This window comes from Streptomyces sp. NPDC014727 (assembly GCF_043083485.1).
GTDB lineage: Bacteria > Actinomycetota > Actinomycetes > Streptomycetales > Streptomycetaceae > Streptomyces.
In genome coordinates this window covers 51,490-72,656 of sequence record NZ_JBIBYR010000025.1, presented here as the reverse complement: position 1 = coordinate 72,656, position 21,167 = coordinate 51,490, and the positions used below count along the sequence as shown (strand labels likewise).

19 protein-coding genes and 1 pseudogene are annotated in these 21,167 nt (G+C 71.1%); 12 read left to right on the top strand and 8 right to left on the bottom strand.

The annotated features are described in order from the left end of the window. Positions 1–64: 64 nt before the first annotated feature. Complete coding sequence (locus ACF1B9_RS29700; RefSeq protein ID WP_391745678.1) at positions 65–607, top strand: GNAT family N-acetyltransferase; 543 nt, start codon at positions 65–67, stop codon at positions 605–607. Here the strand turns inward: ACF1B9_RS29700 and ACF1B9_RS29695 are convergent. Continuing rightward, positions 595–1,311: a cupin domain-containing protein gene (locus ACF1B9_RS29695; RefSeq protein WP_391745639.1), complete on the bottom strand. Its 717-nt coding sequence runs from the start codon at positions 1,309–1,311 to the stop codon at positions 595–597. The two genes, ACF1B9_RS29700 and ACF1B9_RS29695, sit on opposite strands and share 13 nt — an antisense overlap. Before the next feature lie 181 nt (positions 1,312–1,492). Between ACF1B9_RS29695 and ACF1B9_RS29690 the strand changes: the two genes are divergently transcribed. After that, positions 1,493–2,581 (top strand): WD40/YVTN/BNR-like repeat-containing protein, encoded by a 1,089-nt coding sequence (locus tag ACF1B9_RS29690; RefSeq protein WP_391745638.1) that lies wholly within the window; start codon positions 1,493–1,495, stop codon positions 2,579–2,581. A gap of 262 nt (positions 2,582–2,843) precedes the next feature. Here the strand turns inward: ACF1B9_RS29690 and ACF1B9_RS29685 are convergent, their stop codons facing one another. After that, positions 2,844–3,521 (bottom strand): uracil-DNA glycosylase, encoded by a 678-nt coding sequence (locus ACF1B9_RS29685; protein WP_391745636.1) that lies wholly within the window; start codon positions 3,519–3,521, stop codon positions 2,844–2,846. Between the two features lie 144 nt (positions 3,522–3,665). On the opposite strand from ACF1B9_RS29685, the gene ACF1B9_RS29680 reads away from it, so the two are divergent. Together ACF1B9_RS29680 and ACF1B9_RS29675 are read left to right on the top strand one after the other, a co-directional pair. After that, the gene (locus ACF1B9_RS29680; RefSeq protein ID WP_391745634.1) at positions 3,666–4,772 is read left to right on the top strand and encodes an N-acetylglucosamine kinase; all 1,107 of its coding nucleotides are present in this window, start codon (positions 3,666–3,668) and stop codon (positions 4,770–4,772) included. An 88-nt stretch (positions 4,773–4,860) separates the two neighbouring features. After that, a complete protein-coding gene (locus tag ACF1B9_RS29675) occupies positions 4,861–5,784 on the top strand; it encodes a hypothetical protein (protein ID WP_351082372.1) in 924 nt (307 codons plus the stop codon). Between the two features lie 125 nt (positions 5,785–5,909). On the opposite strand, the gene ACF1B9_RS29670 is transcribed toward ACF1B9_RS29675, so the two are convergent. Together ACF1B9_RS29670 and ACF1B9_RS29665 are read right to left on the bottom strand one after the other, a co-directional pair. Next, positions 5,910–6,977 (bottom strand): lactonase family protein, encoded by a 1,068-nt coding sequence (locus tag ACF1B9_RS29670; RefSeq protein ID WP_391745676.1) that lies wholly within the window; start codon positions 6,975–6,977, stop codon positions 5,910–5,912. Positions 6,978–7,121: 144 nt separating this feature from the next. Continuing rightward, the gene (locus tag ACF1B9_RS29665; protein WP_391745632.1) at positions 7,122–8,627 is read right to left on the bottom strand and encodes an FUSC family protein; all 1,506 of its coding nucleotides are present in this window, start codon (positions 8,625–8,627) and stop codon (positions 7,122–7,124) included. A gap of 484 nt (positions 8,628–9,111) precedes the next feature. On the opposite strand from ACF1B9_RS29665, the gene ACF1B9_RS29660 reads away from it, so the two are divergent. From ACF1B9_RS29660 to ACF1B9_RS29650, 3 genes are all read left to right on the top strand, one after another. Beyond that, the gene (locus ACF1B9_RS29660; RefSeq protein ID WP_351082369.1) at positions 9,112–9,597 is read left to right on the top strand and encodes an Lrp/AsnC family transcriptional regulator; all 486 of its coding nucleotides are present in this window, start codon (positions 9,112–9,114) and stop codon (positions 9,595–9,597) included. Positions 9,598–9,890: 293 nt separating this feature from the next. Beyond that, the gene (locus ACF1B9_RS29655; protein WP_391745674.1) at positions 9,891–11,186 is read left to right on the top strand and encodes a protein kinase; all 1,296 of its coding nucleotides are present in this window, start codon (positions 9,891–9,893) and stop codon (positions 11,184–11,186) included. A 523-nt stretch (positions 11,187–11,709) separates the two neighbouring features. Beyond that, positions 11,710–12,309, top strand: a complete 600-nt coding sequence (locus ACF1B9_RS29650) for a hypothetical protein (protein WP_391745630.1) — start codon at positions 11,710–11,712, stop codon at positions 12,307–12,309. Positions 12,310–12,367: 58 nt separating this feature from the next. Here the strand turns inward: ACF1B9_RS29650 and ACF1B9_RS29645 are convergent, their stop codons facing one another. The 3 genes from ACF1B9_RS29645 to ACF1B9_RS29635 all read right to left on the bottom strand — a co-directional run bounded on the left by ACF1B9_RS29645 (position 12,368) and on the right by ACF1B9_RS29635 (position 14,726). Beyond that, complete coding sequence (locus ACF1B9_RS29645; protein ID WP_391745629.1) at positions 12,368–12,787, bottom strand: hypothetical protein; 420 nt, start codon at positions 12,785–12,787, stop codon at positions 12,368–12,370. 683 nt (positions 12,788–13,470) lie between these two features. Beyond that, complete coding sequence (locus ACF1B9_RS29640; protein WP_391745628.1) at positions 13,471–14,094, bottom strand: helix-turn-helix domain-containing protein; 624 nt, start codon at positions 14,092–14,094, stop codon at positions 13,471–13,473. A 65-nt stretch (positions 14,095–14,159) separates the two neighbouring features. Further along, positions 14,160–14,726, bottom strand: coding sequence for an SMI1/KNR4 family protein (locus ACF1B9_RS29635; protein WP_391745626.1), 567 nt, complete (start codon positions 14,724–14,726; stop codon positions 14,160–14,162). 199 nt (positions 14,727–14,925) lie between these two features. On the opposite strand from ACF1B9_RS29635, the pseudogene ACF1B9_RS29630 reads away from it, so the two are divergent. Both ACF1B9_RS29630 and ACF1B9_RS29625 read left to right on the top strand, forming a co-directional pair. After that, positions 14,926–15,033 (top strand): annotated as a pseudogene (locus tag ACF1B9_RS29630) (DNA-binding response regulator); the annotation flags it as partial. Between the two features lie 386 nt (positions 15,034–15,419). Next, complete coding sequence (locus ACF1B9_RS29625; RefSeq protein WP_391745624.1) at positions 15,420–16,748, top strand: geranylgeranyl reductase family protein; 1,329 nt, start codon at positions 15,420–15,422, stop codon at positions 16,746–16,748. 38 nt (positions 16,749–16,786) lie between these two features. Here ACF1B9_RS29625 and ACF1B9_RS29620 read toward each other — a convergent pair whose 3' ends face one another. Further along, complete coding sequence (locus ACF1B9_RS29620; RefSeq protein ID WP_391745623.1) at positions 16,787–17,578, bottom strand: LysR substrate-binding domain-containing protein; 792 nt, start codon at positions 17,576–17,578, stop codon at positions 16,787–16,789. A gap of 58 nt (positions 17,579–17,636) precedes the next feature. Here ACF1B9_RS29620 and ACF1B9_RS29615 point away from each other — a divergent pair, with 58 nt between their 5' ends. From ACF1B9_RS29615 to ACF1B9_RS29605, 3 genes are all read left to right on the top strand, one after another. Continuing rightward, a complete protein-coding gene (locus tag ACF1B9_RS29615) occupies positions 17,637–18,041 on the top strand; it encodes a DUF5997 family protein (RefSeq protein WP_391745621.1) in 405 nt (134 codons plus the stop codon). Positions 18,042–18,427: 386 nt separating this feature from the next. Further along, positions 18,428–18,967, top strand: a complete 540-nt coding sequence (locus tag ACF1B9_RS29610) for a hypothetical protein (protein WP_391745619.1) — start codon at positions 18,428–18,430, stop codon at positions 18,965–18,967. Between the two features lie 77 nt (positions 18,968–19,044). After that, a complete protein-coding gene (locus tag ACF1B9_RS29605; RefSeq protein WP_391745617.1) occupies positions 19,045–21,117 on the top strand; it encodes a M48 family metallopeptidase in 2,073 nt (690 codons plus the stop codon). The last annotated feature ends 50 nt before the right edge of the window (positions 21,118–21,167 follow it).

Here is a 21,167-nt window from a genome sequence, read left to right as displayed (position 1 = left end):
CCCGGTCCGGCCCGCACTCCTATTCCGTTGCGGCCCGGAGCGGCGCCACGTAGCGTGCCGCCTCATGACGACCCCCACCCTGCACACCGGACGGCTGACGCTGGAGCCGTACGCGCCCGCGGACGAGGACGACTTCGTGGCGCTCTTCCAGGACAGCCGGGTTTCCCGGTGGATGGGTGACGGACCGCAGACCGAGGCCGAGGACCGCGCCCTGTTCGGGCGGGTCTTCAGCAAGGTGTACGCACAGTCTCTCTTCGACGTGTGGGCCGTGCGGCTCGGCGATCGCCTGGTCGGCCACGCGGAGATCAAGCCCTCCCCGTGCCCGGAGGTGGACGGCCACGAGATCCTCTACGCCCTGGCTCCGGCCGAATGGGGGCTGGGGTTCGGTACCGAGATCGCGCGGACACTGACCTCGTACGGATTCGACGCCCTCGGGCTCGACGAGGTGTACGCGACGGTGGACGCCGAGAACGCGGCGTCGCTGGCGCTGCTGGGCCGGATCGGCTTCCTGCACGTCGGGGACACTCGGGAGGACGACGGCCGCACGACACGGATACTGTTGCTGTCGGCGGGCGATGACGGCACGGGGGCCGGTCAGCCGCGGTAGACATCCAGACGCCCGCACATGCCGAACCTGCCGTGCGCGGAGGGGCGTTCGGCGTGCACACAGGCGTCGGCGAGGTATCCGGCGTCGCCGCGTGCCAGAGCGTCGAGCTGGCCGCCGGTCACCTCGGACGCGGCGGCGGCCCCCTTCCGCCAGCGCTCCCGCCAGTCCTCGGTGCTCGGACGCACGAGTGCGGCGGCGGCCCGGTGGAAGGCGGCGAGCGGTTCAGGGTCGCCCGCCTCGGTGGCCCGGCGCAGCGCGAGAAAACCCTCGACGGCGAGGTCACGGCGGGCGCGTGCGGCCCGTTCCTGTTCCGTCTCGGATCCGTCGACGGGGAGGGCGACCGCCGCCCGGTAGGCGTCGGGCTCCGCCAGGTGACGGGGCGGCAGAGTGAGAACGGCGTCACCGGCCTCGGGCAGTCCGCTGTTCTCCATGAGGACGACGATGCGCAGCCCGTCCTCGTTGACGAGGCGGTGGATCGTGCCGGGCGTGAACCAGACAAGGGCGCCCGGCGTCAGCGGTGTCCGCCGGGACCCCGACGCGGTGAGGGTCTGCACCGAGCCCGCGCCCGCGACCACCACATACCCCTCGGAGCAGGTGAGATGGATGTGGGGTGTCCCGCCGCGCAGCCCGTCCTCGGCGGGCCAGTCGTACACCCGCAGATGGGAAACGGCGACGGAGCCGGGCAGCCCCTCGAAGGTCGGCACTGGTACTCCTCGGTCTCTCGGCCACGGTGCTGCGCAAGCGCTTTCTACTTCTGCTGCACCGTACTTCACCAGGCAGGGAAGCAACAGGGCCCGGTGTCCGGGGCCGCCCTGCGGGCCTCTGTCAGTGGTGGGGTGCAGACTGGCCCGTATCCGACACAACGGCGTTTCGGGAGGTTCGGCCATGACGGACGTACTGCTCACCGTGGGCACCCGCAAGGGACTCTTCATCGCCCACCGGCGCGGTGGCGCATGGGAGTTCGACGGCCCGCATTTCAATGCCCAGGCGGTCTGTTCGATCGCCATCGACACCCGCAGGCACGTCCCCCGGCTGCTCGTCGGCGGGGACAGCGCGCACTGGGGCCCCTCAGTATTCCATTCCGACGATCTGGGCGGCACCTGGGTCGAGCCGCAGCAACCGGCCGTGAAGTTCCCGCGGTTCACCGAGGCATCGCTGGAGCGGGTCTGGCAGCTGCACCCTGCGGGCCCCGAAGCGCCCGATGTCGTCTACGCCGGGACGGAGCCCGCCGCATTGTTCCGTTCCCAGGACGGCGGGGCGTCCTTCGAACTGGTCCGACCGCTGTGGGAGCATCCGACGCGTTCGAAGTGGGTGCCAGGCGGGGGCGGCGAGGGTCTGCACACCATCCTCACGGACCCGAGGGACGCCCGCGCCGTGACGGTCGCGGTCTCCGCGGCCGGGGTGTTCCGCACCAAGGACGGCGGCGCGAGCTGGGCTCCGTCGAACAAGGGGGTGTCGGCGGTCTTTCTCCCCGACCCGGATCCCGAGTTCGGCCAATGCGTCCACAAGGTGGCCCGGGACGCCGTCGATCCGGACCGGCTCTACCTCCAGAACCACTGGGGGGTGTTCCGGAGCGACGACTCGGGAGACAACTGGACGGACATCGGCCGGGGCCTCCCGTCCGATTTCGGTTTCGCCGCTGCCGCGCACCCGCACCGCGCGGACACGGCGTACGTCTTCCCGATCAACGCCGACATCGACCGCGTACCGGCCGAGCACCGCTGCCGGGTGTTCCGCACCGGCGACGCGGGCAGCACCTGGGAGCCGTTGTCGGCGGGCCTGCCACAGGAGACGCATTACGGCACGGTGCTGCGCGACGCGCTCTGTACGGACGACGCCGACCCGGCGGGCGTCTACTTCGGCAATCGCAACGGCGAGGTGTACGCGAGCGCGGACGACGGGGACACCTGGCAGCAGCTCGCCTCGCATCTGCCGGATGTCCTCTGTGTCCGGGCGGCGGTCGTCGGTCCCTGACCACCGGAGGGCGCTTCGTTGCCACCATCGGCCGCCCGCACCGACTCATGACGGGTTCCGCCCCGGCTTCATGACAGGGATGCGTGTATCCGGACGCGATCCCCGCCGGGGGCGGATCCGTCACGTACTCGCTGCCGCTCGGGCACGGCTCCGGAGCGCCACATCGCTCCCCCGCACACCCCGGAGTGACGGGGCATCGGCCCGGCTCGTGCACACGCCGGTGCCACGCGCATCCGGCGGCACGCCGTGCGTCCGCGCCGGACTACGGCAGTTGCCAGTCGACCGCCTGGGCCCCCTGGCGGAGCAACGCCTCATTGGTGCGGCTGAACGGGCGCGAGCCGAAGAAGCCGCGGTCCGCCGACATGGGCGAGGGGTGAGCGGACTCGATGGCCGGGAAGCCGTCGAGGAACGGCCGCAGATTGCGCGCGTCACGACCCCACAACACGGACACCAGCGGCTTGCCGCGTGCGGCCAGAGCCCGGATCGCCTGCTCGGTCACTTCCTCCCAGCCCTTGCCGCGGTGCGCGCCGGGTTTGCGGGGCGCCGTGGTGAGCGCCCTGTTCAGCAGCAGCACGCCCTGCCGTGTCCAGGGCGTCAGATCCCCGTTGGACGGCCGCGGAAGCCCCAAGTCCGTATGCAGTTCCCGGAAGATGTTCTCCAGGCTGCCGGGCAGCTGACGCACCTCGGGGGCCACCGAGAAGCTCAGTCCCATCGCCATCCCGGGCGTCGGATAGGGGTCCTGACCGACGATCAGGACGCGTACGTCGTCAAAGGGCTGCTGGAACGCGCGCAGCACGTTCGCTCCGGACGGCAGGTAGGTGCGACGTGCCGCTACCTCCGCACGCAGGAAATCGCCCATCGCGGCGATCTGTCCGGCCACGGGGGCGAGCGCGTCGGCCCAGCCGGACTCGACTACTTCGTTCAACGGTCGTGGTGCCACGAAACATCACTCTACCGGCGTACACGACCGCCTTCCCGCCGCGGAGCCGCCACATGGAGGCCGATCTTCCACGCCCCCGGTCACGGCTCGCGGTACCGGGGGTAGGCTGCCGCCGTCCTTTTCTCTTCTTCCTGGAGCCGGTCCATGAGCTCACGCGGGCGTTCGCCGGAGAACAACGCTGCCGGCGCGGGTCGGGACGGGTCGACCGGCGCGACGGGTCCGTACGTGCTCGGCGTGGATTCGGGCGGCTCCGGGCTGCGGGTGTCGCTGGGCGCCGTCGGCGCGTCAGCCCCGGTGGGCACGACAGTCTGCGCCGAGCCGGTACGCACCGGAGCCACGGGGATCGACGCGGGCCATCTGCTGGAGCAACTGCTGCCCGCCGCCCGTCGGCTGCTGGAACAGCACGGCGCGGGCACCGGCTCCCGGATCGCCACCGTGACGATCGGAGCCGCCGGTATGGCGACACTCGGCGGGCAGCTGCGCGCCGAGCTGCCCTCGGCTCTGGAGCACGCGCTCGGGGTGCGCCGACTGGCTCTGGCCGCCGACGCGGTGACCGCGTACGCGGGTGCGGTCGGTCAGCGCCCGGGGGCGGTCGTCGCGGGTGGCACCGGCATGATCGCGCTGGGCACGGATCTGACCGGCTGGCACCGGGCCGACGGCTGGGGGCATCTGCTGGGTGACAGCGGTGGCGGCGCCTGGATCGGGCGGGCGGGCCTCGACGCGGCCATGCGCGCCCATGACGGCCGGCGGGGCGGGTCCGGCGCGTTGCTGGCCCGGCTGGAGGCGGTGTTCGGGCCGGCGCCGGAACTGCCCGGACTGCTCTATCCGCGCACCGACCGCCCTGCCGTGCTGGCCTCGTTCGCGCCCGAGGTCGCCGCGTGCGCCGGGCGCGATCCGGTGGCCGCGGGCATTCTGCGCGAAGCCGCGGGGCACATCGCGGAGGCCGCCGCAGCCGTGTGCCCGAAGGCCGGAGCCGACGACGAACGGTACGAAGTGGCCTTGACGGGTGGCCTGTTCCGGATGGGCGATCCGCTGCTCGTACCGCTGCGCGAGGAACTGTCCCGACAGGTCCCGCAGGCACGGGCGGTCCCCGGTTCGGGTGATCCGTTGACCGGTGCGCTGTCCATCGCCCAGGCATTGGCCACCGGAGATCTGCGGCTGCCGCACCATCCGACGCTGCTCCGCGTACTCGGTGACGATCCCGGGCAGGGCCTGAACAGCCACCGACAGAGCGGGACAGTCGACCAGTAAGCCCCTCATCGGATAAAAGCGGACAGATAACACCCGACTGGGCCCTCCCCGAACGGAGGCGTACCCAAAACCAGTAGCATGCGGCGCCATGAGCACCCCCACTGGGCCCGCTTCCGGCCTGCCTGTACGAATGCCGCGACCTCGCCAGTCCGGACGGCACCGCCGCCCGGAGCCCGTGGTCGCACCCGAGGGCGCCGCCGCGCTCGTTCTCGCCGTTCCCGGCACCCCCTCCTCGGCCACGCGCGGCCTGGCCGAGGAGGTGATCAGCATCGCCCGTTCCGAGCTGCCCGGCCTCAATGCCCGGATCGGCTATCTCGACGGTGACGACGACGAGTACCCCACGCTCTCGTCCGTACTCACCCACAGCGCCGCCGAGCGCGTCGCGCGCTTCGAGCAGGCGCAGGCCGCCGGCCGCGAGGTCGCCGAGCCCGAGGGTCCCTCCGCCGTCGTGGTGCCGTTGCTCGCGGGGCCGGACAGCGCCCTGGTCCGGCGGATACGGCAGGCCGTGATGGACAGCGGTACGCAGGTCGAGCTGACCGATGTGCTCGGGCCGCACCCGCTGCTCGCCGAGGCACTCCACGTACGTCTTTCGGAGGCCGGGCTGGCCCGCGCCGACCGGGCCAGGCTCTTCACCGTGGCGACGGCCGCCGACGGCATCGTGCTGGCCACGGTGGGTGGCGAGGAGGCCGTCCAGGCCGCCGGGATCACCGGCATGCTGCTCGCGGCCCGGCTCGCAGTACCGGTGATGGCCGCCGCACTCGATGTGGAGGGTTCCGTCGCGTCGATCGCCGAGCAGCTGACGGGCTCCGGCTCGGCGCAGCTCGCACTGGCGCCGTACCTCGTCGGCCCCGAGGTGCCCGAGGGGCTGCTGGACGCCGCCGCGAAGGAGGCGGGCTGCGCGACGGCCGAGCCGCTCGGCGCCTATCCCGCGATCGGCAAACTCGTGCTGTCGATGTACACGACGGCGCTCGGCATCGCGCCGGCGACGGCGCAGGGTGCTCAGGCACACTGATCCGATGCCGGGCGCGCCCGGCAGGATGTGCGTCCCCGATCGCCGGACGGCCCTGGTTTCCCGGGCCCGTCCGGCGATCGCGTCATGCGTGGCGTGGTCTCATGACGCCGTGTCGTGCCGTGCTCTCAGGCGAAGATCACGCAGGACGCGGCGGGCACGTCCAGGGAGCCCGCGTGACGCGGAACGCCGGTCACCGGATCGAGCGTGAACCAACTGACGTCGCCGGACCGCTCGTTGGCCGCGTACAGCCGTCGGCCGGTGGGGTCGAGTGCGAGGTCGCGCGGCCAGTGCCCGCCGCAGCCCACGGTCGTGACCAGGGACGCCTTCGCGCCCGCCGCGTCGAGCGCGAGGACGGAGATGCTGTCGTGGCCCCGGTTGGCGGTCCAGAGGAACCGTCCGTCGTGCGAGACGACCACCTCGGACGGGTATGTCACGTCCCCGTCTCCCGTAGCCCCCTCGGGCAGCACAGGTGTCTCACCGACCGGTTCCAGGATCCCGGTGCCGGCGTCCCACACGCATACGGTCACGGTCGGTTCGAGTTCGTTCAGGACGTAGGCGTGAGCGCCCGCGGGGTGGAAGGCCAGATGACGCGGGCCCGTGCCCGGCCGCAGGGCCGTCTCCCTGTGCAGCCGCAGCGCCCCCGTGGCCGCGTCGAGTGCGCAGATCCGTACGGAGTCGGTCCCGAGGTCCACGCTGAGTACCCAGTTCCCCGAGGGGTCCGGGAGCACCTGGTGGGCGTGCGGGGCCTGTTGACGGTCGGCGTTCGGACCGCTGCCCTCGTGCCTGAGCACGGAGGTGGCGGCGCCGAGGGAACCGTCGGCCCGCACGGACAGTGCGGTGACGCTGCCGGAGCCGTAGTTGGCGGTGAGCAGATGACCGCCCGCGAGCGCGAGATGAGTCGGACCGTCGCCCTCCACCGGCCGGATCCCGCCGATCGGCTCCGGCACCTCACCGGTGACGTCGAGGGCGACGGCCGCGCCGTGCTCGGTCTCGCTGACGGCGTAGAGCACACGGCCGCCCGGACCCGGGCCATGGCCCAGGGCGAGGTACGAGGGGTCGGGAACGGCGTCCGTCGCGCCGAGGACGGTCAGCGCCCCGGTCTCCCGGTCCACGGCGGCGACGGTGATTCCCCGTCCGCCCGCCGAGGTGAAGGACCCGATGAATGCCCGCCCCGCGCCGTCGTCGCCGTCCATCGCACTGCTCGTCACCACAACCGCCCCTCTTCGCCGACTGACCACGGCCGTTCCCGCCGTCGCGATCTTCCGGGGCGACGGTAGCAGCCACCCTTCCAGGTCCAGACCAGGCGTCGGTCACCCGTCGGCTCCGTGGAAGCCGCTTCACACACCGATCGACGGGGCGCGCGGATCGCTGCGCAGCGGTGCGGCGAGTTCGGCGAGCGCCCGCTCCAGACCGTGCAGATGGGCGAGCGCGGGTTCCGCGACGGCCGGGTGCGGCGGGATGCCCGGCACGCGGGCCCTGCGCGGCAGGTCCGGGGCCGTCAGCGCCTCCACGGCGGCCTCCACCCGCCAGCAGGCGGCCGCGAGGCGCGCGTCGTGGGAGGCTTCCGGGTCCGCCGCGACACCGGCCAGCCCGCGCACCTCCCGTGCGCACGTGTCCAGCAGACCGAGCACCTGTCGGGCACGGGCCTTGCGGGCGCGCAGCGGGCTCAGCGGATGCACCAACGGAGCCAGGGACAGCCGCACCCGCCCCAGCAGCGCCTCCAGCTCGGCGATCCGGGGCGCGGGGTCGGCGGTCACCGAGCCCGCGAGTCGCGCCGCGGCTTCCGCCGTGCAGGTGCGCACGCAACGCAGGGCCCGCTGGATCCACGCGTCGGTCGTGGCGTGCGTGGTGACCGGCAGCACCAGGAGCACCGCGAGCATCGCGGCGAGCGCTCCCGCGACGGTCTCGGTGAGCCGCAGCACGAGCAGGGCGGGGTCCAGTACGCCGAGCAGTCCGTAGAGCGCCCCGGCCAGGACCGTCACCGAGAACACCATCCAGGTGTACGAGACCGCCGCGGTGTAGAAGATCCCGAAGACGCCCAGCGCGACGAGGATCGCGCTGGGCACGGCCGAACCGTGCAGCGGCACGACGACGGCCAGGCCCACGGGGACGGCGATCAGTGTTCCCAGGATCCTGCGGTAGCCGCGCACCAGCGTCTCGCCGCGCGAGGCGGTGTTCACGAAGACCCACCAGGTGGCACCCACGGCCCAGTACCAACGCTGCTCGGAGAGGAGCAGTCCCGCGGCCAGGGCCACGGCTCCGCCGACGGTCGCCTGGATCGCCTGGCGTGTGGTCGCGCGGGCCAGCCCCTCACCGGTCATCGGGACGGGCGGGGCGGCGAGAGGCAGCCGTCGCTCATAGCACCAGAGTCCGAAGCGGACGGTCGACGAGGCGAGCAGGGAGAGAGCGACCGCGGAGTACAGCTCCGGCAGTTGTCCGGGCAGTGTGTGGAGGAACTGCGTGGTGAAGAAGGCCATGAACGCGAAGACGCCCAGCGAGTGACCGCGCGGCCCCCATCGCCGGGCGTACACGCCCAGCCCCATGACCGCGAGAAAGGCCGCGTCCCGCGCTGGCGGACAGTCGTGCAGCAGCGCGGCGAGGGCGAGCACGGGGAAACCGACGGCGGGCAGCAGCGCGGTGGTGATCGCCTGGTCCCGCACCGTGGTGTCGAGCACTGTGAACAAGGCCAGCAGCGCGGCGAGACCGCCGGTGACGGCCGCGACGAGCGAATGACCGGCCAGGCCGCACACGGTGACGGCCAAGCCGACACCGAGGACGGCCCGGACGGCGCTGCGCAGCCGCGATCGGCCCGGGTCCGGGGAAACGAACATCCTCTTCAGCACGGCATGCTCCCGCTTCTGCACACCGGCCCTGCATACCGGCATGAAAAAGGCGCCGCGGGGATCCGCAGCGCCATCGACGAATCCATCACAACATCTTTGTGACTCATGGCTCAACCGAAGGGCGAATCAGTGAGCCATTGGCCCAGTCAATGAAAGACGAAAGACGCCATCATTGGGCCAACGGACGGCGATCGGGCCCAACCGGCCCGAATCCCGCCCCGGCGCCACCTCAGGGCCACCCGCCGGTCGGGCGGCAGCACCCGGCGCGGAACGGCCAGGCCGGACCTACGGGGCCCACGGCGCTCCCGCACGCGCGCTGCCGGGCAGTGCGCGCGGAACCGTCGCGGGCCACTCCTCCCGTGTCGTCCCCACGGGCACGGGACGCGGGCCGGGCTGTGCGGGATCGGTCCGGAAGGGGCCTGCCGACCTGGCCATTGGTACAGTCGCAGCCCGGATCGGCCTACCAGGAAGAGACCAACGGACCATGGCGGTGGACGCTCTCGACACCCGCATCCTGCGCTTGCTCATCGAGCAACCGCGTACCAGCGTCCGTGAGTACGCACGCCTCCTCTCCGTCGCCCGGGGCACCCTCCAGGCCCGTATCGACCGACTGGAGAGAGACGGTGTGATCACCGGCACGGGGCCGGTCCTGTCCCCTGCCGCCCTGGGGCACCCGGTGCTGGCCTTCGTTCATCTGGAAGTCACCCAGGGGCATTTGGACGAGGTCGGTGAGGCGCTCGGCGCGGTGCCGGAGATCGTCGAGGCCTTCTCGACCACGGGTGGCGGCGATCTGCTGGCCCGGGTGGTGGCCCGTGACAACGGGCATCTGGAGGACGTGATCCAGCGGTTGATCCAGTTGCCCGGCGTGGTCAGGACGCGTACCGAGGTGGCGCTGCGCGAGCGGGTGCCGCACAGATTGCTGCCACTGGTCGAATCGCTGGGCCGCACGGCCGTCGGCAACTCCGGGTGATCAGCGGCTCGACACGCCGGATGTCCTGACTTCCCGGCACATTCCCCCACCCACCTGGTGAGGAATCCGCGGCGCCTCCTCGTTCTGGTCGGCGCCGGTGGACGGCGGGGGGTGATCGGCGTGCCGTCGAGCTCCGGGGCCCGATATCCTGATCTTGCCGCGCGCCCCCCCACCCGTCCCGATCCCGATCGGGTCGCCGCCGTGGCAGTCGAAGCGGCCCACAATTCGAGATTGGTGTACAGGTGCTGGTAGCAGGTCGGTACCGCTTGATGTCCTCCATCGGCCGAGGCGGCATGGGCGAGGTGTGGCGCGCCACCGACGAAGTGCTCGGCCGGGCGGTGGCCGTGAAGCTGCTGCTGGGCGACCAGGCGGACGAGTCGGCCACGGCCCGATTCCGTCTGGAGGCACAGACCGCGGCCCGTCTGAGCCACCCTCACCTGGTGGCGGTCTTCGACTTCGGCGCCTGGGAGGACCGCTTCTTCCTCGTGATGGAGCTCGTCGAGGGCAGAAGCCTGGGCGATCTGCTGACGGCCGAGGAGCGCCTCGGCGCCGAGCAGGTCGCCAGGATCGCGGGACAGGCCGCGGCGGGACTCGCCGCCGCCCATCGGCAGGGCATCGTGCACCGTGACATCAAGCCCGGAAACCTGATGCTGGATTCCGAAGGGTCCGTCAAGATAGGCGACTTCGGCATCGCCCAGTTCGTCGACGACCCCTCCGCCGCCTTGACCACCGCGGGGCAGATCGTCGGGACCAGTCTCTATCTCGCCCCGGAACGCGCCTTGGGCCATACGGCCGGTGCCGCGTCCGACATGTACTCCCTGGGCTGCGTGATCTACCAGCTGCTGCTGGGCGATCCACCGTTCCGTTCGGACACGGCGACGGCCACGCTCTATCAGCATGTCGACACGGCACCCGTGCCGCTGAGGCAGCGGGGCGTCGACCTCTCCCCGGCCTTCGACTCCTATCTGCTGGGGCTGCTCGCGAAGCAGCCCGAGGACCGGCCCACTGCCCAGCAGGTCGCCGACTGGTTCCAGAGCGACGCGTGGCGGGGGCAGCCGGAGCCCCTGCCGCTGTACGCCCCCATGCCCCCTCCCACCACCGCGGCAGCCGGCGTTCCCTATGCCTCGTCATCCACTCCCGCGTTCAGCCCCACCCCGACGCCCGCCTCCACGCCTCAGGCCGACGGCGTGACATACCGTCTGCCACAGGCCGGCGGGCACAGGCGGCGTCCACCGGAACGCTCCGCGCCCGTCAGGCGGCGTACCGGCGCCCGCGAGGCGATCAGGCGTCGCCCCAGGGTGGCCAGCGCCATAGCCGGCACGGTGGCCTTCCTCGCGGCCGTCTATCTGGGGATGAGCCTGTTCTCGCCGGATCCCAGCTCGGCCGGCACCCCGGACACCGGTGCCACCACGACCACGGGACCCGAAGCACCGGCCCCCGACGGGCCGACGCCGGACAGCGGAGGCAGCGGAGACAGCGAGAACGACGGAAACAAGGGAAACAAGGGAAACAACGGGAACAACGGGAACGGCTGGGGCAACGGGAACAGCAGGGACCACGGAGACAACGGCGACGACGAACAGGACTGAGGCGCGGCACTGACCGTCAAGCAGCCGTCAGGACCGGCGGTCGGGGCATCAGCGGTTCATCGACGAATGCCGACAGGCCAGTCGGCTTCCCTGACGTCGCAGCCATGGATCGACGTAACATCCGGGCCGTACCCGGCTGCTGCTGGCCGTCGACGCGGCGGCCGGTCGCTCCACCTGACCGCGCGCACTGTGGGGGGCGCGGTGCGGGGTACGGCGCTGCGGCAGCCGGCCGACCGTATCGACCGCCGGACCGCCCGTACGGTGTTCACGATCTCCGGTCTGGAATAACCGTCCCGCCCTCCACGACAGTTGTGTGATCCCACCACCGCCGCTTGACCAGACTTGCCAAGTCCCTTGGAGCCGCCCGCAGTTCGTTGACGCCGCCATGGCGGCATGTGAGCGTTCGGTCGCTCGATCACGGACGACGGCGACGCGGATGACGGGGCCGGTCCTCGACGGCCGAAACAGGCGTGCCGCCGTATGCCAGCGCCCGCGATCGAGACCCCCGACTCAAGGAGCCTCGATGAAACGCAGACCGATGACAGCCGGGACGACCCTGGCCGTCCTCGCCGGAATGCTCGTCGCCACCAGCGGCCAGTCGGCTTCCGCCGAACCGTCTCCGCCCGCCCCGACCGCCCTCTCGGCCGCGGTGTCGGCGGCCGACCGGGCGGCGGCCGGCGGTCTGGACACCCTGGCCGAGGGGCCCGACGAGCGCTACGAGCGGCAGATGGTGACCCCTTGGGTCAAGGGCATGTACTCCGTCGCGTATCAGCGCACCTACCGCGGTTTGCCGGTCGTCGGCGGGGACGCCGTGGTGGTGGCGGACTCCAAGGGGCGGGTACGCGGCACCCAGTCGGCCGTGTCCCGGCGGATCAACGTGCCGGCCACACCGACCGTTTCCGCCAAGGCGGCCGAAACCACCTCGCGCAAGAAGCCCGTCAAGCTGGGCACCAAGACGCTCGCGACGTACTCCAACACGGACGCCACGGGCTCCTACGTCCAGAAGACCTTCGACGTCGGCGACCTGGCCGGCCCGACGGTCGGCCTCACGTTCACCAGCCATGAGGACGCCTATCTGCAGACCAGCTTCGTCGTGGACGACGTGACGCTGAACATCGGCTGACCGGGCATTAGAAGCGGGCCGGGCGGGGCGTGTACGCACACGCCCCGCCTTCGGTGCGTCAACGCACGACGCCCGCGAGCCTCCGGGTGAACTCGTCGATCTCCGGCCGGCCGCCGTGTGCGGCCGTCAACCTGGCGTGCAGACCGCGCAGTTCCTGGCCGAGGAGGGTCGACGCGGCCACCTCGGTGGTGTCCAGTACAGGTCCTGCGAGGTCGATTGCCGCCTGCGGGTCCCGGGCACAGGCGTGGGCGTCGGCCATCCGCACCAGGAACAACATCCGTGCCGAGTGCATCCCGGGCGGGAGCAGACCCAGGGCGGTACGGGCCGCCGCGACCGCGCGCAGCGCCAGTCGGCGGTCCCCGGTCGCCGCGGCCAGATCCCGCAGCGCCCCGGCGGCGCATGATTCCACCCGCAGGCGCACGGAGGCGACGGACAGCCAGGGTGCCTCCGTCTCGTCCCGCTCGCCGACCCGGTCCATCTGCGACCAGGCACGGTCGATGTGCCCCAGGGCCCGAGGTGCGTCGCCCGTACCGCGTGTCCGCGCGCCTGGTGGAGATCGCTCATGGCGCCCGCCCAGTACCGGCAGGCGGCCGCCTGCCGGATCGCGCCGCCGTAGGAGAGGGCGGAGGGTCCGTCGCCCTCCAGCCGCGCCAGTGTGCTCATGTCGCTGAGCGCCGCCACCTCCGTGCCGACATGACCGGCCATGCCGGCCCAGACCAGCGACCGGTCGAGCCAGGCCATCGCTGTGGCGTTACGGCCCCGGAGCGGCCTCAGGCAGCCGGCCGACTGTGCGTACTCGGCCGCCAGCGGGGCGAGTTGGAGCTGGTACGGTGCCGCGGGCAGGGCCATCCAGCGGAGCATCGCATGCAGGGTGCTCTCGACCACCGCGGTCGCTCGGGCCAGGCACGCTCCTCGTCGGCCCGCAGGCAGACGGCGAGCAGCGCCGCCAGGGCGTGCACGGTATCGATGTCCAGCGGCGGGCACGAGACGGAGGCCGGGCCCAGGGCGCAGAAGGCCGAGTGCAGCGCGATGACATCGGCGCATGCGGGAACGGCGCAGCCGTCGTGGCCGTGCACCAAGCACACCAGACCGTAGGTGGGCAGGCTCGTGGGCAGGACGGTGTCCGGTGGCAGCGTCGAGAGCAGGGCGTCCCCCGGGGGCTCACCGGGTAGCGGTGGTCATGCCGTCTGCGCTGATGACGTACTCGTCCTCGCCGAGTGCCTTGCCTTGCCAGGTGCGGGCGTACAGGTCCAGCACGCGCTGGGCCCTGGGCCGGAAGTCGGGATCGGTGATGAAGATCCAGGAGCGGTGCTGCCATGGTTTGAGCGCGTCTTCGGCCAGCCAGCGGCGTACGGTGGAGGCGGCGACGGGGCCGGTGATGGCCCGGGCTGCCAGTTCGCGGGCCAGCTCCGGGCATGACCAGCGCGACAGAGGAGTGCCGGTCTCGGAGGGTAACTGGCAGGCCAGCGCCTTGACTTCGGTGACCTGCAATGGCGTGAACGAGTCCGGTCGACCTGACCGCTTACGGTCGGCCAGGGCGGGCAAGCCGCCGGCGGCGAACCGGCCCCGCCACCTGCGTACGGTGTCCACGTGCATCCGCGCCTGAGTGGCTATCCGCGCGTTGGAGTACTTCCGAGCGGCCAACAGCACGATGGTTGCCCGCTGTCGGGTCTGATACGGGGTCTTGTGACCGTAGGCCATCTTCTTCAGTCGGTGGCGCTCAGAGGCGGTCAGCACGATGGGAACGACGGAGACGGGAGGCACGAGATGAACGAGGCCGATCATTCGGGGTCCGCCTGCGGAATACTTGGCCCTGAAGCTGGCCTATTAAGAATTCCCGGAGGGGCGATCTAGTCGAATTCCTCGGGCTCAGGAATATATTCCTCCGGATAGGTCGAGATTTCAGCGATGGATTCTTCAAGCAGGTCTTCAAACCCCGGAGCGACATAGCTCACCTCGTCCGGATCATGCACGTATGCAATGATTTGGCCAGGGGTCCCTTCCTGCGTAGGGCAATAATCCTGCATCAGAATCCCCGCACCCCCGCCGAGCTCGGCGAACGGCAGCCAACCGTCATTGAACCAGCCTGCCCTGATCCGAGGATCCCGTGGCTGTGGACCGACATAGTCGGCATAGCGTGGGGCGTTGCGCTTCATGGAGCGTCGCCGCTCAGTCGCCGCCTCAATGGAGAGAAAACCGTAACCACTCAGATATCCCGGCCTGGCGAACACTGGCATCCAAGTTGGCCCCCCATCTGCCTCCAGCCATGCCGCCCGCAAGCCCGGATCCAGAGGGAATCCAAGATCATTTTCAAATGATCGAAGTTCGGCCATGGAGGCCGACGGAGAAAGTTCGAGCCGACCCTCGGACGCCAAGTAGATTTCTGCCAGAACTTCCCGGTAAGTGTTGAATTCCATGGGGGGCTCCTGTTATTCGCACTCAGTCCGCGTGCATCAGGGGATCTTTGCACACCGCTCGAACGAGCCGTTGCTGACGGTGCACAGGTGAAGGTGGCGTCTGCGGGCCTCTACCGCACCACCCTCGATCGCTGGCCCGCACTTCCCACAGGCTCTACTACTCCGTCAACCCCCGACGGACTTACGGCGCCGACCACTTAGTTCGGTCGAGAAGCATCTCAACTCCGTCTTCGAGAAGCTCGATCTGGCACGGGACACGGGCTACAGCAGACGGGTGCCGGCGGTCCTGCGCTACCTGGAGTCCTGAGCGCCTCGACCTCCCAGCCCCTCGGCTCTCCGGCTCCTCGGCCTCGCGACGCCGCGGCGTACCGGCGGAGCGCGACGCCGTCCAGCACCTCGGCGTCGCGGCGGAACCGCTCCTCGTCGTACGGTGCCCCGGACCAGGTCCCGCAGAAGTCCAGCCCGTCGATGCGCGTGCCGCCGTCCGAGTGTGCCGTCGTCGGGCCGGGGCGCGTGCCCGGCGCCTCCACTGTCGGAGTTGTTTGCCCGCACGATGATTGACGCGGCGTCAGGCGAATGCCGGACATCCGGAGCGGGTTCCGTACCGGCTCTCCTTGATCGATGATGATGCACAGGGCTGCCGTCCTCGGTACGGCGCCGGCTGTCCCAGCCAGGAACAGGAAGGGGTTCCCCATGAGGGAAACGACGCCAGACCGGTCCGGGTCGGACGATCGGACCGTCCACGGCCCTGACGAGGAAGCTCAGGTGATCGTGGTGGGAGCGGGTCCGGCGGGCTCGGCCGCGGCCTTCCATCTCGCCAGGGCGGGCGTCGACGTCCTGCTGCTGGAGAAGTCCCACTTCCCCCGGGAGAAGGTGTGCGGGGACGGCCTGACGCCACGAGCGGTGCACCAGCTCATCAGAATGGGCGTCGACATCAAGGCTCCCGGGTGGACGCGTTCACGCGGTATGCGATGGGTGGCCGGGGACCACCAGGTGCACATCGACTGGCCCGCGCTCGGGCGCTACCCGGATTTCGGACTCTCCCGGAGCCGGCACGACTTCGACGACATCCTGGCCCGGCACGCCGTCGCCGCAGGAGCCCGGCTGCGCAGCGGCGTCAAGGTGACCGAGCCCGTGACCGACCGCGCCGGCCGCATCACCGGTGTCACCGCCACGACCGGGACGAAGGAGCCGTTGGCCTTCCACGCACCGATCGTCATCGCCGCCGACGGCGCCTCCGCCCGGCTCGCACTCGCGATGGGCCTGCAGCGGGACACGAGCAGGCAGATCGCGACGGCTGCCCGCCGCTACTACCGCAGCCCGGAGCGTTCGCGGGAGGAGTATCTGGAACTGTGGGCCGACCTCCGCTTCCCGGGCAGCGGCCACTACCTGCCCGGATACGGCTGGATCTTCCCCATGGGCGACGGCCGCGTCAACGTCGGTCTGGGTGCGCTGCCTCATCGGCGGCACGGAAAAGCTGATCTGCGCGCCACGTTGGACGAATGGCTGGCCCGCACCCCGCACGCGTGGGGGCTGCGCGAGGAGAACGCGGAGGGTCCCGTCCGCAGCGCGGCTCTTCCGCTGGGCTTCAACCGCCATCCCCTCTACACCCGCGGGCTCCTCCTCGTCGGCGACTCCGGAGGCATGATCAGCCCCTGGAACGGCGAGGGGATCGCCCAGGCCATGGAGGCGGGCGAGGTCGCGGCCGAGACCGCCACGCTCGCCCTCGCTCTCCCCCGGGGGCCCGGACGGGAAAAGGTGCTGCACCGCTATCCGGTCGAGATGAACCGCCGCTGGGGGCGCCACTACCGTCTCGGCAACACCGCCGCCGACCTCGTCTTCAGCCGTTCGGGATTCCAGCCGGTCCTCAACCGCTACGTCATGGGGTCGCCGTTCCTGCTCAACACCCTGGCCCGGCTGCTCACCGATCTCACGGACAAGCCCTCGCGCGACCTGATCGATCACCTGCTCAACGGTGCCGTCCGCCTCGTTCCCGCACCGAAGGTGCGACGCAGGGGCTGAGCCCCGGGGCCCGATCGCCCGGATCGAGCGGCGCCCGGTTACGACCGGCGGCGCGGCTTTCCACGCTTGCCGCCCTTGGGGCCGCCGGAACCGCTCCGCGCGGTGCGTCCGCCGGAACCGCTTCGCACGCTCTTCCCGGCCGCCTTCTTGGCGGTCGTGGGCTTGCGTCCGGCGCCGCCCGTCCCGGAGCGCTTGCTCTCCGGCTGCACGGGGGCCTTCGGACGCCCCCGTGAGCTGTTCACGGTCCGCCCGCGGACGATCCCGATGAAGTCCTCCACCAGGTCGGTGGTCTCGTCCTCCGGCCACGACAGCGCGACACGTGACTCGGCGGCGTCCGAGACCGGTCGGTACGTGAGGTCCTTGCGGTGGTGCAGCCGGGCGAGCGACTGCGGGACGACGAGGACGCCCACGCCTGCCGCCACCAGCGCAATGGCGTCCGCCGTCGTGGCGGGACGCTCGATCGCGGGGCGTCCCGGCCGGTGCTCCCATTCGAGGGTGTCGTCGAGCGGATGCAGCACGATGTCGTCGGCGAGATCCCCGGCGGAGATCTCGTCGACGGCCGCGATGACATGGTCCTTCGGGATCACGACGACCGTGGTCTCGGTGTAGAGCGGAATCGCGCTGAGGCCCGTCCGGTCGATGGGCAGCCGCACCAGTCCGGCGTCGGCGCCGCGGTCGCGCAACACATCGGACGCCTCGGCGGCCGACACCCCGACGAGGGTCAGCGGAACGTCGGGCAGCCGCTCGTTCCAGATCCGCACCCACTTGGTGGGGGTCACCCCCGGTACGTACGCGAGCCGGAACGACGGGGTTTCTTCCGAGCTTGTCACTCCGCCAGGTTACCGGCCCTGGTCAGAGGTAGTGCACATGCTCGATACCCTTGACATCATGACGTCGCACAAGACCACCCAGACAATGAAGCCCGCGACCGCGGCGAAGAAGCTGGGTGTGTACCTAGAGGCCACCCCCGCCGAGTTCCAGGAGGGTGTCGTCTCACGCACCGAGCTGAACGCACTGCAGTCCGATCCGCCCGAGTGGCTGCAGGAGCTGCGACGCAACGGCCCGCACCCCCGGCCGGTGGTCGCGGCGAAGCTGGGTGTCTCCATTTCGGGCCTCGCCCGTGGCGGAGTCACGGACGCCCTCACCACGGAGCAGATCGAAGCACTGAAGAAGGAAAGCCCCGACTGGCTGCAGCAGGAACGCGCCACCCAGGCCGAGGTCCGGAAGGAAGCGGCACGCATCAAGGAAAGGAACGCGGCCCGCGACGATCAGTCCCGCGCACCTCATTCCTGACCTCCAGGGCCTCTCGTCCGGATCACACCGGGCTCGCGTGCCCCGCGTTCTGCTCGGCACCGCTCCTCGCCCCCCGCTCCGGTCGGCACCGTGTACCGGGACGCCGGAGCCGTCGGAGCCGTCGGAGCCGTCGGAGCCGTCGGCGCGAGCGTCGCCCCCCGCTCTCCCGTGAGCCCGGTACAGCTGGACTTTCCCGAACTCACCCGGCAGGACGCCGAGTTCACCGGACGGCGGGACAGCGGCGGAGTCCGGACCCAGTGCCCGGCCGCACGGTCACAGACCGGAAAAGGTCTTCGGGCGTGCGGCGATCGCCCCTTAGCCTGGCAAGTGGCGGCGGTGCCCTCGCGGGTGCGACCACCGCGGGTTCGTCGATCGGGGGATTTCGCATGCGGGGGCAGGGGCAGGGAGCGGACAGCGCTGTCGCGACGCGGCTGGCCCGTCGTGCGGTGGAAGCGGTGGCGCCACAGGAAATGGCGCAGTTCGCGATGACGGCGGAGGCCTTCCACCGCGCCGCCCCGCACAGACGGCTGCCCTTCGGTGGGCGTGACGAGCCATTGGGGCTCGGCGTGGAGGCGGTCGCCGCGCTGCTCAGCACCGCGGCTCTCGCCGCGGCGGTCCAGGTCCTGGAACACCTGGCTCAGCAGTCCACCGAGCGTGCCGTCGACACCGTGCGGCGACGTGCGTTCCTGCGGCTGCGGCGACGGCGTCCCGAGGCCACGGCGACCGTCGCGGTACCGGAGCGACTGTCGAGCGAGCAATTGGCGCAGGTGCGTCAGATCGCCATGCGGACCGCGGCACGCTTACGGGTCCCCGAGGCACAGGCCTGGACGATCGCGGACGGAATCGTCGCGGAGCTGGCCACCATGGCCCCGGGTGCCTCACCGCCGGGTGAGTCCGAGGAGGGCACACCGGAAGCCGGGCAGTGACCGTGCCCATGGCGGAACGCCCACGACGCGGACGCACGGACCTCTCGGGCCTGCCCTCCGGGACCACGGTTCGTTTCGTGCTGCTCATCGTGGCGGTGGCCACTGCGGCGGCCGTCCTGGGAAACGGCCTCTCGTCCATGATCTTCACCACGGTGGATCTGTCCGACGTGACGGACTACTACGACTGCGCGGTCCGTGCGACGGAGGAAGCGGCCCGCCGACGGGCCGGGGAATCCGACGTGAGCATCCCGTCGGTATTCGAGTTCGACTGCTCCGATCCGCGTGCCGGGACGAGCTGGACGGTGCCCGTGGTCACCTCGGGCTGTCTCCTGCTGGTCGTCCTCGGTGTCTATGCCTCGCTGCCGGCCTGGCGCACCCGGCGGCGCGGCTACTGCCCCCTGACCGGCATGCCGCAGGTATCGGACTATGTGCAGGGTCTGGTGCGCGAAACGGGTGTGCGGCCCAGGGTCACGTTCCTCGCGGAACCCCTCAATCCCCGTATCGCCGCGCTGGCGTTCGGTCGGGTGCGGCAGCGCCGTGTGGTACTCAGCGGCGGACTGCTCACCTTGTACTCCCTGGACCGCCGGGCGTTTCGCACGGTGGTTCTCCACGAACTCGCCCACATCCGCAACCACGATCTGGACATCGCCTTCCTCACCCTGATCGTGTGGCGCACGGTCGGGCCGCCGCTGCTGATCGCGTCGCTCCTCGGCGCACTGGCCAGTCCCTTGATGGTGGTCGAGATGCCCGCCGCGACGGTGGCCGACCTCGCCTTCACCGCGGAGGCTGTTCTCCTGGCCACGCTGGTCACCCTCCTCAAGAGCTCGGTGCTGCGCAGCCGCGAGCTGTACGCGGACGCGCGTGTGCGCTCGTGGGAAGGATCCGCGGATTCGCTGCGGCGGCTGTTCGCGGGATACGGACAGCCGTTCGCGCCTCCGTCCGGGGGACGGTTCCCCCTGCTCCGTGTCCATCCGCCGCTCCCTCTGCGCGTCAGGGCACTGGACGACGACCGGGTTATGACCGGCGTCGGGTTCTGGGACATGTTCGCGGTGGGCGCGGCAGTGGCGTCTCTCCACGGCTTCCTGACCTTGGGGCCGATCGGTGGGGGGACCCAGGCCGGTTCCGCCATCAATGGGGTGGCGGACGCGGTGGCGACCACGCTGCTGATCGGGGCTGCGGGAGCGGGGTTGTGGCGTGCGGCGGCACGGCCACCGGACCGTGGCGCTCCGGTGCGGGCCGGACGGGCGGGCATCGCTCTCGGCCTCGGCCTGTGTGTGTCGTGCCTGCTCTCGCCGTCCGGGGCGCTCAGCCTGGCCTCGCTGAACGGCAAGGGGATCGCGATGGCCTTCCCCTTCGCGGCATTGCTGTGCCTGTGCGGCTGGGCGCTGACGCGATGGCTGACGCTGGTGGCCCGGTCGTGGACACCGGTCGTGCTCCGCAGCGGCCGTCCGGGGCTGGTGTTCTGCACGGTGCTCGCGGTCTGCATCGCCGGGCTTGTCTCCGCCTTCGACTTCCTGATGACCCTGCCGGCCATGACGCTGTACGCGGCATCCTTCATCGCCCCGTCGCACCCGCCGGTGCTGGTCTTCGTCGGAAGTGTCGGCTATCTCGCCGTGAACAGCACGACGTTCCTCCTGACGACACTCACGCTGACCGCGGCGCTCGTACCACTCGTCGGGCAGCGCGTCGCCTGGCGCAAGGGCATGCAGCACACCTTCACGGAGTTCGGGCCGCCACGGCCGGCGGCGCGTGTTCTCGCACGGTTCGGTGTTCCCACGGGGCTGGGGGCCGCCTTGCTCGGAGTGCTGCTGCCGGTGCTCGGCATCCCGTTCTCCGTCTGGTCCCTGATCACGCTGATGGGCATCGGGCAGGCGGCCGCCGCCCTGTGGGCCGGGAGAGGTTGCGCGCCCCTGCCCCTCCCCCGAGGGCTGATCGCCGCGTACAGCTCGGGGGTGCTCACCCTGCTGGCCTGGTCCATCGGAGTGGAGGCACTGACGAGCTGTCTCCTGGCCGAAGGTTCCTGCCGACCGCTCCCCGGCTACCACTACATCCGTCTGGCGATCACGGTGGCGGCCCCGGGGGCCGCCACGGCCTGGCTGCTGCATGCGACGTTTCTCGCGCTCACGCGGCGCCAGAAGCGGTCCCTCTGACCGAGCGAGCGGTGCACATCACCACGCCGGCACCAGTCCCCCGGCCACCG